The organism is Methylobacterium sp. Leaf118 (assembly GCF_920984675.1).
Lineage (GTDB): Bacteria > Pseudomonadota > Alphaproteobacteria > Rhizobiales > Beijerinckiaceae > Methylobacterium.
The window spans coordinates 42,728-56,132 of record NZ_CAKLBV010000009.1 but is presented as its reverse complement, the minus strand read 5'-3'; the positions used below and the strand labels follow the sequence as shown (position 1 = coordinate 56,132).

Annotated in this window: 13 protein-coding genes; 3 read left to right on the top strand and 10 right to left on the bottom strand. The window is 70.9% G+C overall.

Annotated elements, in window-relative coordinates; genetic code table 11:
• Positions 1-77: 77 nt before the first annotated feature.
• On the top strand, positions 78-980 hold the full coding sequence (locus tag LW587_RS06115; protein ID WP_232628704.1) for a LysR family transcriptional regulator: 903 nt from the start codon (positions 78-80) through the stop codon (positions 978-980).
• Positions 981-1,035: 55 nt separating this feature from the next.
• On the opposite strand, the gene LW587_RS06110 is transcribed toward LW587_RS06115, so the two are convergent.
• The 3 genes from LW587_RS06110 to LW587_RS06100 all read right to left on the bottom strand — a co-directional run bounded on the left by LW587_RS06110 (position 1,036) and on the right by LW587_RS06100 (position 4,664).
• The gene (locus tag LW587_RS06110; protein WP_232628703.1) at positions 1,036-2,169 is read right to left on the bottom strand and encodes a metallophosphoesterase; all 1,134 of its coding nucleotides are present in this window, start codon (positions 2,167-2,169) and stop codon (positions 1,036-1,038) included.
• Positions 2,170-2,305: 136 nt separating this feature from the next.
• Entirely contained in the window at positions 2,306-3,358 is a 1,053-nt protein-coding gene (locus LW587_RS06105; protein WP_232628702.1) for an alpha/beta hydrolase family protein, read from the bottom strand.
• A gap of 283 nt (positions 3,359-3,641) precedes the next feature.
• On the bottom strand, positions 3,642-4,664 hold the full coding sequence (locus LW587_RS06100; protein WP_232628701.1) for a GlxA family transcriptional regulator: 1,023 nt from the start codon (positions 4,662-4,664) through the stop codon (positions 3,642-3,644).
• 50 nt (positions 4,665-4,714) lie between these two features.
• Between LW587_RS06100 and LW587_RS06095 the strand changes: the two genes are divergently transcribed.
• Positions 4,715-5,425 carry a DJ-1/PfpI family protein gene (locus LW587_RS06095; protein WP_232628700.1) on the top strand — a complete coding sequence of 237 codons (711 nt, stop codon included), beginning with the start codon at positions 4,715-4,717 and terminating at the stop codon, positions 5,423-5,425.
• A 108-nt stretch (positions 5,426-5,533) separates the two neighbouring features.
• Here the strand turns inward: LW587_RS06095 and LW587_RS06090 are convergent, their stop codons facing one another.
• The 5 genes from LW587_RS06090 to LW587_RS06070 all read right to left on the bottom strand — a co-directional run bounded on the left by LW587_RS06090 (position 5,534) and on the right by LW587_RS06070 (position 10,823).
• Complete coding sequence (locus LW587_RS06090; protein WP_232628699.1) at positions 5,534-7,090, bottom strand: sodium:solute symporter family transporter; 1,557 nt, start codon at positions 7,088-7,090, stop codon at positions 5,534-5,536.
• A gap of 10 nt (positions 7,091-7,100) precedes the next feature.
• The gene (locus LW587_RS06085) at positions 7,101-7,397 is read right to left on the bottom strand and encodes a DUF485 domain-containing protein (protein ID WP_232628698.1); all 297 of its coding nucleotides are present in this window, start codon (positions 7,395-7,397) and stop codon (positions 7,101-7,103) included.
• A gap of 99 nt (positions 7,398-7,496) precedes the next feature.
• Positions 7,497-8,627, bottom strand: a complete 1,131-nt coding sequence (locus LW587_RS06080) for a carbon-nitrogen hydrolase family protein (protein WP_232628697.1) — start codon at positions 8,625-8,627, stop codon at positions 7,497-7,499.
• A 102-nt stretch (positions 8,628-8,729) separates the two neighbouring features.
• Positions 8,730-9,626 (bottom strand): LysR family transcriptional regulator, encoded by an 897-nt coding sequence (locus LW587_RS06075; RefSeq protein WP_232628745.1) that lies wholly within the window; start codon positions 9,624-9,626, stop codon positions 8,730-8,732.
• A gap of 300 nt (positions 9,627-9,926) precedes the next feature.
• Complete coding sequence (locus LW587_RS06070) at positions 9,927-10,823, bottom strand: alpha/beta fold hydrolase (RefSeq protein ID WP_232628696.1); 897 nt, start codon at positions 10,821-10,823, stop codon at positions 9,927-9,929.
• A 327-nt stretch (positions 10,824-11,150) separates the two neighbouring features.
• On the opposite strand from LW587_RS06070, the gene LW587_RS06065 reads away from it, so the two are divergent.
• Complete coding sequence (locus LW587_RS06065; RefSeq protein ID WP_232628695.1) at positions 11,151-11,909, top strand: SDR family oxidoreductase; 759 nt, start codon at positions 11,151-11,153, stop codon at positions 11,907-11,909.
• Between the two features lie 145 nt (positions 11,910-12,054).
• On the opposite strand, the gene LW587_RS06060 is transcribed toward LW587_RS06065, so the two are convergent.
• A complete protein-coding gene (locus LW587_RS06060) occupies positions 12,055-12,951 on the bottom strand; it encodes a sigma-70 family RNA polymerase sigma factor (RefSeq protein ID WP_232628694.1) in 897 nt (298 codons plus the stop codon).
• Positions 12,938-13,333 (bottom strand): hypothetical protein, encoded by a 396-nt coding sequence (locus LW587_RS06055; protein ID WP_232628693.1) that lies wholly within the window; start codon positions 13,331-13,333, stop codon positions 12,938-12,940. Before LW587_RS06055 ends, LW587_RS06060 begins: the two co-directional genes overlap by 14 nt.
• Positions 13,334-13,405: the final 72 nt, after the last annotated feature.

Below are 13,405 nucleotides of genomic sequence, written 5' to 3'. Positions count from 1 at the left end.
CGGGGGTGTTGCCGGGAAGTGCTATTTCTTGAAGGATCTGTTGCGAATTAGGCAACACCTTCCGCGGGAGCATCGGGATGAAGCATCTGCGCAGCCTCACCGCGGTGGCCGAGGTCGCCCGCTGCGGCTCGATCCGGCGGGCGGCCGAGCGGCTCAACCTCACGCCCTCGGCCCTCACCCGGCAGATCCAGGACATCGAGTACGAGCTCGGAACGCCGATCTTCGAGCGCCTCGCCCAGGGGATGCGCCTCAACGCGGCGGGGGAATTGCTGGCGCGGCACATCCGTGACCAGGCGGCGGATCTCGACCGGGTCCGCTCCCAGATCGCCGACCTCTCCGGCGTGCGCCGGGGCCATGTGGCGCTGGCCTGCAGCCAAGCCTTCGTCACCCGGATGATCCCGGAGGAGGTCGAGACCTACCGGGCGCAATTCCCGCAGGTCGCCTTCACCGTGCAGGTGCGCGACCATACCCAGGCGGTGGCCGCCCTGGTCTCCTTCGAGGCCGACCTCGCGCTCATCCTCCAGCCGCCGCCCTCGGCGGAGCTGCAGGCGCTCTATGCGGGCCGCCAATCGCTCTGCGTGCTGATGCGCGCCCGCCATCCCCTGGCGGCGCAGGAGGGGCCGATCCGGCTGCGCGACTGCCTCGCCCACGCGCTGGCCCTGCCCGACCGCTCGCTGGCCATCCGCCACCACATCGAGCACGCCTTGGCCCGGCGCGGCGTCGAGATGCGGGCGACCGTGGAATCCGGATCGCTGGAATTCCTGCGCAACGTCGTCCTGCGGGAGGATGTCGTCAGCTTCCAGGTGCCGAGCGGAATCCCCGAGGACCCGCGCCTGCACAGCCGCCCGATCGACACCCGCGACCTCGACCCGATGTGCGTCGTGCTGGCGCAGCTGCGCGGGCGCCTGCTCCCGGTCGCGGCCACCAAGTTCGCCGATCAGCTCGCCGCGCGTCTGAACCGTCAGGCGGCCCAGGCGTGATCGCGCGTCGAGGGGTGTCGAGGCGGCGCGAGACGGGATGCGCCGGGGGTCCGCGTCAGCCGGCGGGCGGCCGCGTTCCGGCCCGGAGCGTGATGCGCGTCAGCTCGGAGGTCGGGCCCAACCTCAGGGCGAAGCCCGGCCACAGCCCCGTGCCGTTGTTGACGTAGAGCGTCATGCCCCCGACGGCGTAGGCGCCCGAGACGAAGCCGCCATTCGCCCGAGCGACCAGCCGGTCGAGCCCCACGATCATCCCGCCATGCGTGTGGCCGGACAGCTGCAGCGCCACGCCCTTCGCGGCGGCCGTCGCCGCCCCCCGCGGCTGGTGGTCGAGAAGGATGACGGGGGCCCCCGCCGGGGCGCCGGCCAGCGCCGCATCGAGGTCGTGGGGCGGTTGGCCCGCATGCGAGGCCGAAAGGTCGGTGACGCCAGCCAGGACCAGGGCCGCGTCCCCGCGCCTCAGGACCGTGTGGCGGTTCGGCAGCACGGCCATGCCCAGACCGGCATAATGGCGCATCCAGGCCGCGTATTCGAAGAAGTATTCGTGGTTGCCGGGGATCAGCCAGACCCCATCGGGCGCCCGGAGATCCCGCAGCGGCGCGACATCGGCGCGGCGGGCGGCGAGGGAGCCGTCGATCAGGTCGCCGGTGACGACGATGAGATCGACCCCGAGGGCGTTGGAGCGCGCCACGACCTCGCGCGCCCAATCCGCCGGGAACAGGCGGCTGAGATGCAGGTCGGTGAGTTGGAGGAGGGTATAGCCCTCGAAGCCGGCCGGGAGGTTTGCGATCGCGACGGTGACATCCCGGATCGGCGGCACCCGGATGGCCTGCTGCACCGCGAAGGCCGACAGGAGCAGGGCCAGGATCGCCTCGGCGTAGCGCCACCCCACGGGGATCGCCCGGCCGCCTCCGAGCACGAGCGTGCCGACCCCCATCACGAGATCGAGCACCACCTGCATCGCCGCGAGCAGGACGATGGCGCCGAAGGCCCAGTTGAACAGGATCACCAGCGCGCGCGGAAACTCGGGGGAGAACACCGAGCCCGAGGAGAGGCGGCTCCACAGGTGGTACTGGGAGGCGACGAGCAGGAGGACCGCGACGCAGGCCTTCAGCGCGAACGGCCAGGGCAGGGGCCACACCACCCGGGCGATGACGTAGAGGCTGGGCAGGCCGAAGATCAGGTGGAACATGAACCGTCCGAGCGGGGCGAGGGGAGGGCACAACCGCGGTCGCATCGGCCCGGGAGGCGGAAGGCAGGGCCCTCGAGAATCCGATGCGGCCCGACGGCTTGGAGAACCGTCCGACCCCAATGTCCAGGATGCGGCGCTAGACGCGGGACCGGGACCGGCGGAAGGCGGGCCGCGAGGGATCGGCGAGGGGGCCCGCCATGGGGGCCACCGCGAGGATCGGCCGCCAGGTCTCGCTCCAGGCCGCCAGGGGCGAGGAATCGTCCCGGAACGTCAGGTCGAGGAAGGCGAGGGCGCCTTCCGCGGTCGCCTGCTTCACCTGGGGGTTGAGCCGCGCGCCGCCCGTCAGGGCCCGGTCGGTGAAGATGCTGTGCGACCCGCCCTCGAAGACCGCCAAGGCCTTCCGGGTGGTTCCCACCGCCGCGTAGACGTCGAGACGGTCCTGCACGGCGGAGCGCCGGCCGGGCAAGGCGATCACGTCCGCGGTCGCGGTGACGTGGAAGGTCGGCAGGGTGACGGCGCCGAGCACGGCGTGCAGGTCCCGCTCGCCGTAGAACGGCGGCGCCGAGATGACGATGCCGGCCTTGAAGCGCCTGTCCCTGCGGTCGAGCATCCGTCCGTCGCGAACGACCCGCGCCCCGCCGAGGATCAGGGTCGTGTTCGCGCCATAGGAATGGCCGGCGGCGACGAGGCGCGTCCGATCGATGAAGGGGGCGAAGGCGCTGTCGGCGCCGAGAATCCGGTCGAGGGCGAAGCTCACATCGGCGGCGCGGGCGAGGGCCTCGCGTTCGTCGGCCGCCACGTTCACGCGGTCGAGAATCGCGAACGGGTTGCCGGCCCAGACGCTGCCGTCGCTCCCGACATGCTGCACGTGAAGGCTCGCGTAGCCGTTGGCCGCCCAATGGCGCCCGAGATAGGCGTAGCCCGTCCGCGACTGGCCGAGGCCGTGCGAGAACACGATCAGGGGCACCGCGCCCGCGCGTGTTTCCGAGGACGGCCAGTACAGACGGGCCGGGACGGGGCGGGCCCGGCCGGCATCGACCCAGTCCAGATCGGCGATGCGCACGTCCTCGGACGCCGCCGCGGCCGGACGGATCGCCCGCGTCGCCACGCCCGTCGCGAGGCCGCCGACGAGCAGGCCCCCGAAGCGGCGCCGGCTGAAGCCGGGGCGCGGGTGTCGTTCATTCCTCACGGAGGACGGCCTCTTCCAAACGGTGGTGCCCACCGATGCACCCTGCCGGATAGGGCACTTGTCCTCCTCGACGCGGTGAGGAGGCGCACACCGCGTCGCGACCGGGCTTACGACGTCCGATTGTCATGGAACGAGGCGCGAGCCGGCCCCGACCGGGGATCGCAGCCCTCCTGATCCGGGCTCCGCTTGATCAAAGCGGAGCCCGGATCAGGCAAGCCCGCGCGGCGTTTGAGCGAAGCCCAAATCCGCCATCCCGAAGGGATCAACCGGATTTGGTATATCCCTACGCGGGAGCGGGGCCCGCCGCCTGCGACGCTTCCCCGAAACGGGCGCGGTACTCCTGCGGCGTGCTCGCCAGGAGGCGCAGGAAGCTCCGACGCATGGTTTCCTCGGCCCCGAACCCGCAGAGCCGGGCGATCCGCTTCACGGGCTGCCGGGTCTCCGCCAGCATCTGGCGCGCGGCCTCGACCCTCAGCCGCTCGACGGCCCGGGCCGGCGTCAGCCCGGTCTCGTCCACGTAGTGGCGACTGAAGCTGCGTTCGCTCATGCCGGCTTCCGCGGCGAGGCGCGGGAGCGACAGGTCCGCGCCGACATTCGCCCGCATCCAGCGGTGCAGCGCGCCGAAGCGGTCCCCCGCCGTCTGGAGCGCGAGGGCGGCGCTGAACTGGGCCTGACCGCCGGGGCGCTTCAGGAAGACGACGAGGTAGCGCGCCACCGCCATGGCCGTTTCGCGGCCGAGATCCTCCTCGACGAGCGCCAGCGCCAGATCGATCCCCGCGGTCACGCCGGCCGAGGTCCAGACCGGCCCATCCCGCAGGAAGATCGGGTCCGCCTCCACCCGCACGGCGGGAAAGCGCCGGGCGAAGGCGTCGCAGAACGACCAGTGGGTCACGGCCCGCCGGCCGTCCAGGGCCCCCGAGGCGGCCAGGAGGAAGGCCCCCGTGCAGACGGAGGCGACGCGGCGCGCCTGCCCGGCGCGTCCGCGCAGCCACGCGATCAGGTCGGGATCGGCGGCGGCGGCATCGACGCCGGGCCCTCCGGCGACGACCAGGGTGTCGACCCCTGCGGGCGTGGACGGCAGTGGATCGGCGGCGAGCGCCAGGCCCGCGGAGGAGGCGACGGAGCCACCGCCCTTCGCGGCGACGCAGAGCCGGTAGGGCGGGACGCCGCCCCCCTTCGCGACATGCTCGTTGGCCGATGCGAAGACCTGAAGCGGCCCGGTGACGTCGAGGATCTGTACGCCGGGGAAGGCGAGCACCTCCACGGAGCGAACGGGCGTTGGCGGAAAGCGAGGGCTATTTGGCATTTGCGCCAGAGCCTGCCGGACTAGGCTGCCCCTGTCCACCGGAGGCACCGATGATTTCGCCCGACACCCATCTGGAAATCGGCTCGCTGCTCTTCGAGGGCATCGACCAGATCGACCTGACCGGCCCGTTCGAGGTGCTGTCCCGCATCCCGAATGCGACCTACCGGATCTACGGCCCGACGGCCGCGCCTGTTCGGGATGTCCGCGGCCTGCGGCTGACGCCGGATGCGGCCATCGGCGATGCCCCGCCGCTCGATGTGCTGCACGTGCCCGGCGGGTTCGGGCAGGAGGACCTGATGGAGGACGAGGCCGTCCTCGATTGGCTCCGCCGCCAAGCCGCCGGTGCGCGGAGCGTCTTCTCGGTCTGCACCGGCGCCCTGCTCTGCGGCGCCGCCGGTCTCCTGCAGGGCCGCCGGGCCACCACGCACTGGGCCTCTTTCGATCTGCTGCCCTGTTTCGGCGCGACCCCCGTCGATGCGCGGGTCGTCGTCGATGGCGACTGGGTGTTCGCGGCGGGCGTCACCGCCGGGATCGACGGGGCCCTGCGCCTCGCGGCGGATTTGCGGGGCGAGGACGTGGCCAAGGCCATCCAGCTCTACATGGCCTACGCGCCCGAACCGCCCTTCGCCTGCGGGACGCCGGAGCAGGCGCCGCCCGACATCCTCGAGCAGGCCCGCGCCTCGGTGGCGGCGATCACGGAGCGCCGCACCGCGACCGCGCGCCGCGCCGCCGCCCGGCTCGGCGTGACGATCCGAACCTGACGCGCCCGGCGGCGTCCCCGCCCGGGCGGGCGGCCCGAAACGAAGCGGGACGGGACGCTTCCGTCCCGTCCCGTCAGGCCGCGCCACGGCGGCGTTGCGGGAGCCCGGCTAGGCCGCGCCCGAGGCGCCGAACATGATCCGCCGCCGCATCTCCCGGAAGCGGCCCTCCGCGCCCTCCTCCTGGGTCGCGAGCGAGACCGCGATGGCGACGAGGAAGGACAGCGGCATGCTGATGAGCGCCGGGTTCTTCATCGGGACGAACCACCAGGCTTGGGAGACCTCGGCGAGGCTCCGGCCCAGCACGTCGACCTGAACCGTGGGGGAGAGGCCGATCAGCAGGAGCGAGGAGACCGTCCCGACCAGGATGCTCGCCACCGCCGCCGGGGTCGTGAACCGCTTCCAGGTGATGGACAGAAGCAGGGCCGGGAAGTTGGCCGCCGCGGCGACGGCGAAGGCCAGCCCGGCCATGAAGGCGACGTTCTGCCCCTCGAACACGATGCCGAGGACGACGGCCAGGACGGCGATGGCGACCGTCGCGATCCGGGCGACGGCGAGTTGCTCGCGCTCCGGCGCATGGCCGTTGCGGACCACGTTGACCCAGAGGTCGTGGCAGACCGTGGCGACCCCGGACAGGGTCAGCCCGGCGACGACGGCGAGCATCGTCGCGAAAGCGACCGCGCAGATGAACCCGAAGAACCCGTTGCCGCCGACCGTGAGGGCGAGGAGCGGGGCCGCCATGTTGCCGCCGCCGCCGGCCTTGATCACCGCCTCCGGCCCGACGAGGACCATGGCTCCGAAGCCGATCACGAAGACGAGCAGGTGGAACGAGCCGATGATGCCGGTGGCGTAGAGGATCGACATCCGCGCCTCCTTGACGTCCGGGACCGTGAAGGCGCGCATCAGGATGTGCGGCAGCGCCGCCGTCCCGAACATCAGCCCCACGCCCAGCGAGATCGCGTCCCACCCGCTGCCGGCGACCTTGGAGCCGGGCTGCAGCACGCGCTCGCCGTATTTGTCGGCGGCCGCCGCGAAGAGACGCAGCGGGTTCATGTCGAAATGGGCGAGCACGAGGAGCGCCAGGACGAGCCCGCCGACGGAGAGGAGCACGGCCTTGATGACCTGGACCCAGGTCGTCGCCAGCATGCCGCCGAAGATCACGTAGGTGAGCATCGCCGTCCCGACCACGATGACCGAGGCCGCGTAGGGCATCCCGAAGAGGAGTTTGATCAGCGAGCCCGTCGCGACCATCTGGGCGATCAGATAGAGCAGGATCACGGTCAGCGTGCCGAGGGCGGCGGCCATGCGCACGGGCCGCTGCCGCAGGCGATAGGCGACGACGTCCGCGAAGGTGAACTTGCCCAGGTTGCGCAGCGGCTCGACGATCAGGAACGAGATGATCGGCCAGCCGACCAGGAAGCCGATGGAGTAGATCAGCCCGTCGAAGCCGTTCGACGTGATGATGCCGGCGATGCCCAGGAGCGCAGCGGCGCTGAGGAAGTCCCCCGCGAGCGCCCAGCCGTTCTGCCAGGCCGTGATCTGGCCGCCCGCGGCGAAGAACTGGTCCGTGGTGCGCGTGCGCCGCGCGGCCCAGTAGGTGATCCCGAGCGTCAACGCCATGAAGACGAAGAAGAAGGTGACGGCCAGTGGATTGTTCGCTGCCTGCATGGTCCCCTCCTCAGCGCATGATCCGGCGCACGGCCGGGTCGTAGACGCGGTTTGCCCAGACGACGTAGACGAGGCACAGGACGAACGACCCGACGATCACGCCCGCCCCGAGCAAGATGCAGAGCGACAATCCGGGCGCCAGAATCGTCCCCATCACAGGCTTCGCGAACGCGAACATCGTCATGAAGCTGAAATACATCGCGATCATCACGACACTCAAACCGATCGCGACGTGAGATCTGGTTCGCGCGATCCTGGCGAACTCCGTTCCTTCTTCGTGAAGGTCTATTCTGTCGGGTGAAAGCACGCTGCGCCTCCGTCGATCGGGTGGGGTCTGGCGAAACATCTGCGTGAGGCCGTAAGCCTCCGACGCGGGCGCGGCTCGGGACGGGCCGCGCCCGATCCCTCAGTGGCCGCCGCGGCGCGGCGGTTCGGCCGTCGTCTCCGAGAGGCCGGGACGCGCCAGGCCGGCGCCCCCATGGGCTCCCCCGGCGGCGCTCAAGCCCGATGCGTCGGGGGTCTCGAGGCGGTCGCCGGGGTACCCCGCGGCCTGGACGGCCGCATCGAAGCTGACCGGCTCCCGCGGCGTGCGGTCGACGTTGAGTTGGAAAATGTCGAAGCGGTTGTAGTAGCCGACCACGTCGTGGAACTGCTTGGGCTCCACGCAGGCCGCGACGTCGATGTCGGCGTAGACGATCGCCTCACCGCCCTGGTGGGGCTCCACGACATGCGCGCCGGTGGGATCGAGCACCATGGACACGCCCGCCGGGGTCCGCTCGACGAGGTCGACGAGGGAGGCGTCCCGCCCGCAGACGAGCGCCTTCGCGGCCCCGTCGAGGACGGCGGAGCAGACGATGTTGAACACCTTGGCCTCAAAGGCATGGGCCCCGGCGCGGATCTCGATGGCCCGCTTCAGGTCGTAGGCCGCGCTCTCCCCCGGCGGGCGGGTCGGCCAGGCCGGCGGATAGGTCGAGATGTGAACCTGCTCGCCCTGCGCCATCAGCGCGTAGCGGGCCAGGGGATTGGTGTTCTCGCCGCAGATGAGCATACCGACCCGACCGAGTTCGGTGGGGGTCACCCGCAGGCCTCGGGCGTCGCCGTTCGCCCAGACGAGCTTCTCGTAGAAGGTCGGCACGAGCTTGCGGTGGTGGTTGAGGATGGCGCCGGTCGGCCCGATCAGGACGTTCGCGTTCCACAGGCAACCGACGCTGGCCTCGGTGCTCTCGCTGAAACCGAGCGAGACGAGAACGCCGTGGCGCCGCGCGGCGGCGCGCACCGCGCCGATCTCCGGTCCGTCGAGGCGAACGGACTCGGCCGCGAGACGCTTGAACAGGTCGTGGTTGTGGATCGGCGCGCGGAGGGCCACCCAGAGGGGGAAGCCCGGCATGAAGCCCTCGGGGAACACCACGAGACCGGCGCCGGCGCGCGCCGCCTCGCCGATCAGCGCCGCCGCCTTCTCGGCCGTGGCGGCGCTGTCCAGGTAGACCGGGGCGACGTGACAGGCGGCAGCCTTGAATTGCGGGTAGCGTGCGGACATCGGCGCGGCTCCAAGATCGGGATGCCACATTTGCAACAGAGACCGCCGAGGCCGCGAAGGCGGAAAATCCGCAACGGCCGCTGCAATCCTGCCGCCCCATGCTCACAATTCGTTCAAGTAACCTGCCTCTTGCGTGAACAGATCGGTCAAGAAGCGCGTCACCGCGCGGACGCGGCCGACATGCTCGATGTCTTCGTGGACACCGAGATAGAGTTCGCGGCGCACGACGATGTCGTCGGCGAGGACCGGCACCAATGCCGGGTTCGTCTTTGCCGAGAAAAGCGGCAACAGGGCGAGTCCCGCCCCCGCCGCGACCGCGGTCTGCTGGGCCGCCATGCTGGTCGAGCGAAACACCACGGTGCTCGGCTTCAACACCTCGAGCAGCCAATGCACCGGTTCGATGGCGACGAGATCGTCGACGTAATCCACGAAATCGTGCTCCGGCAGCTCGGCGCGCGTCCGCGGCCGGCCGCGTCGGGCGAGATAGGCCTCCGACGCGAACAGGGCGAGGCGGAACTCGCCGACCCGCCGGACCGTGAGCCGCGGTCCCTGGGGTGGGACGAACGACACCGAGATGTCGGCCTCCCGCTTCGTCAGGTTGATCAGATGCCGCTCGGTGACGAGTTCGACGACGAGGCCGGGGGCGGTCGCGGCGAAGGCGGCAAACTTGGCCGACAGGTAGAACGCGGCGATGCCTTCCATGCTGGCGACCCGCACGCGCCCGACCGGCTGCGTGCCGGCCTGCAGGCCGAGCGCCTCCGGCACGCCGAGCATCTTCTGTTCGATGGCCTCGGCGATGACGAACAGCTTGTGACCGCCCTCGGTGAGCAGGAAGCCGTCGGAGCAGCGTTGGAACAGCTTGGTGTCGAGGTTCCGCTCCAGCTCGGCGATGCGGCGGCTGACCGTCGTGTTGTCGACCTTGAGCCGCCGGGCGGCCGGCATCAGCCGACCGTGCCGGGCCAGTTCAAGGAAGAAGGTGAGGTCGTTCCAATCGAACATAGGGCCGGTGCTCTGAGGCAAAGCACGAGCAAAGCCTAGCCGGTGCCTCTCCTCTTTGAAAGCGCAGGCATGGCTTTGAAAGCGCAGGTGTGGCAGCGGCCCGGAGCGCCTCCGTCGGGACAGGGTCCGGATGACGGAGCGTGGGCGGGGCAGGGGCCCCGCGATCCGGTCCCAGGCCGTTTTGTCGCCCCTGTCATACCAAATCCGGTTGATCCCTTCGGGATGGCGGATTTGGGCTTCGCTCAAACGCCGCGCGGGCTTGCCTGATCCGGGCTTCGCTTCGATCAAGCGGAGCCCGGATCAGCCGGCACCGCTGGCGGGGGTCGGGCCCGGGGCGGCAGGCCTGTCGCGTTCGGCGAGGAGGAACGGGAGGAGGACCGCGGTGAACGCCTTCGGATGCGAATAGTTGATCCCGTGCGCGGCGCCCGGGATGACCGCGAGACGACCGCGGGGCAGGGATGAGGCGAGGCGCTTCACGAAGGCATGGGGCACGACATAGTCGCGGGTGCCCCACACCACGAGCGTGGGCTGCGTGACCCGGAGGACCTTGTCGCCGATGCGGTTGCCGACCATGCTGTGCACGGTCTGGATGTAGCGCCGGATTCCGCCACGGAGGTAGTCGGAGAGCGCCACTCCGGCGAGTGACCAGCGCTCGAACGGGGCAATGGCAAAGAAGCCGACGACTTGCCGGACGAGGCTCCGGGCCTCCGGGTCCGGCGTGGGCCCCTGCAGGACGAGGCGGTCGACGCGGTGCGGGTGAACGAGCGCCAGCTCGACCAGCACCTCGCAACCGAGCGAATTGCCGATGAAGGCCGCGCGCTCCACGCCGACCGCCTCCATCCAGGCCGCCAGCGCATCGGCGAGCTCGCGCACCGTGAGCGCCCGGCTCGGCTTGTCGCTCAGGCCGAAGCCAGGCAGGTCCGGCGCATAGACCCGGACGTGGGGTGCGAGCTGCCGCGCGAGCGGGATCATGTAGCGGCTCGACATCCCGAGCCCGTGGACGAGGATCACGGGCAGGCGGTCTCGAGGGACGGGCGAGGCCGAGACCCGGGCATGCATCGTCACGCCGTCGACGCGGGTGCGCCGCGCCACGAGCCGGCCCCGCTCCTGGCGGGCCCGTCGTCCCGGCGCGGCGCCGACCAGAGCCAGAGCGGCCACGAGGGCCCCCGCCGTGACGACGATCCATCGCAGGGGCACGCTGAACCTTCCCGTCTCTGTCGAAGCGGATCTCGAAGCCGAACCCGTCCCCGCGCGACGCATCCGCTCGGGCGATCGCTTCGGACGATCCCGTGCTCGGCCATGGGCCAAGGCGACGCTGCCGTCGAGGGCAAAACATCCGGCCATCGTGGCGGCCGCGGCATGGCGCGGGGACCCGCCTCGAGCGCCTGTTCACGGCCGCCTCGACCTCTACCCCTCGGCCGGATCGCGCTCGTTCGGCGCGGTCGATGTCACACCGGGCGGGGCCGTCCTCGTCCTCCTCGCGAAGGTCCCGATGGGGGGACCGGATTCGAGACGGAGCGTCACATGAACATCGTCGTCATCGGCGGCACGGGGCTGATCGGTTCGCAGGTCGTCGCCCATCTGAAGAGCGCCGGCCACGCGGTGCGCGCGGCCTCGCCCAAGACGGGGGTGAACGCCGTCACGGGCGAGGGGCTCGCGGAGGCGTTGCGGGGCACCGACGTCGTCGTCGACGTCGCCAACGCGCCCGACTTTGCCGACGACGCGGTGATGGACTTCTTCGTCCGCGCCGGACGCAATCTCGCCGAGGCCGAGACGGAAGCGGGCGTCGCGCATCACGTGGCGCTCTCGGTGGTCGGGACGGAGAACCTGCTCGACAGCGGCTACTTCCGCGCCAAGCTCGCCCAGGAGGAGCGGATCGCGGCGACGGGCGTGCCCTGGACGCTCGTCCGCGCCACGCAGTTCTTCGAGTTCGTCGGCACGATCGCGGACGCCGCCGTCATCGACGGCCGCGCGCGCGTGACGTCCGCGTCGATTCAGCCGATCGCCTCGGCCGATGTGGCCGCGAAGATCGCCGAGGTCGCCGTGGCACCGCCCCGGAACGGCATGATCGAGATCGCCGGCCCCGAGCGGATGCCGATGGACGCCTTGGTGAAGCGCCATTTCGACGCCATCGGCCAGGCGCGGGAGGTCCTGAGGGACGACACCGCGCCGTATTTCGGGGTGGTCCTCGCCGATCGCTGGCTGACGCCCCGGGGCGAGGCGTGGCTCTCGACGCAACGCTTCGGCGATTGGCTGGCGGCGCAGCCCAAGCGCGTCGCCTGATACGGGCTCCGCTTGATCAAAGCGGAGCCCGTATCAGGCAAGCCCGCGCGGCGTTTGAGCGAAGCCCAAATCCGCCATCCCGAAGGGATCAACCGGATTGGGTATGAGGCCCATCGGGGACCGGGCGATGGCCGGCCGAAGAGGCTCAGTGCGACGCCGGGGCTCCCGCCCCTGCGCCGAACCGCGCGGCCCAGCGCTGGAGCTTGTCCGGGTTTCGGGTGATGTAGATGCCGGCGATCAGACCGCCCTCGATCTCGAGGGCGACGGTCTGGAGCAATCCGCCGGGCTCCCGGCTGACATAGCCCGGCAGGCCGTCGATCCAGAGATCCTGCAGCTTCTGGGCATGCTGGATCCACGATTTGCGCGCGGCGCCCTCGAACATGCGCGCGACCTTGTCGAGGCCGATGATGGGCCGTGGGAACGCGTGCACCTTTCCGCCCCCGTCGGAATGAACGACGACGGCATCGGCGAGCATGCTGCGCAACGCCGCGACGTCCCCCGTCGCCGAGGCTTCGAAGAAGGCTTTCGCGATGCGCGCGCCCTCGTCCCGCTCGACGGGAAAGCGGGGGCGTGCGGATTGCACGTGCTTGCGGGCCCTCGCGGCGAGCTGGCGCACCGCCGCCGGCTCGCGCCCGAGCGTCGCCGCGATCTCCGCGAGCGGAACAGCGAAGACGTCGTGCAGCAGGAACGCCGCCCGCTCCAGCGGCGAGAGCCGCTCCAAGGCCAGCATCAGCGTCAGGGTCAGGTCGTCGCTCTGGGCTTCGTCCGACGCCAGGGCGACGGGCTCGGGCAGCCACGTTCCGACATAGGTCTCCCGCCGTGCCCGGGCGGACTTCATGACATCGAGGCAGAGCCGCGTGACCGTGCGCGAGAGGAAGGCCCCGGCCGAGGACACGCCACCGTGGTCGACATGCCGCCAGCGGAGCCAGGCGTCCTGCACGACATCCTCCGCCTCGCCCAGGGATCCGAGCATGCGGTAGGCGAGCCGGACAAGCCGCGCCCGCTCCTGCTCGAAGACGTGGGTCGGATCATCGATCGGCATGGCGGACCGACCAGAGGCTGAGGGCCACGGCCACCAGCGCCGGAAGCGTCACCGCGGGGAAGTCTCGGGGCAGAACCTCCGGCCCGCAGATGCCCACCGCAACCTCCCAGAAGTGGAACAGCGCATGCCCCGAGAGCCAGAGCGCACCGATGCTCCAGAGCAGCACGCGCGCGCGCGGTCTCACCGCACCGTACACAAATCCCGCCCCGATCAGCACGAAGATCAGGCCGATATCGCGCAGGAAATGCTGATTGAAGGGGCCCGTCGTCGTCACGCCCGGCACCGCGACGTACCATGCCCCGGGCGAGACGAGCATGAAGGTGCCGTTGCCGATCAATCCGGCCCCGAGAAGGCCTCCCATCACCGGACTTGCCTTGATCATCGCGCGCTCCCCCCGTGGTTGATCCACGCGCGTGACGAGGCGACGGGGCCCGATGTGACAGGCCGCGCGCAT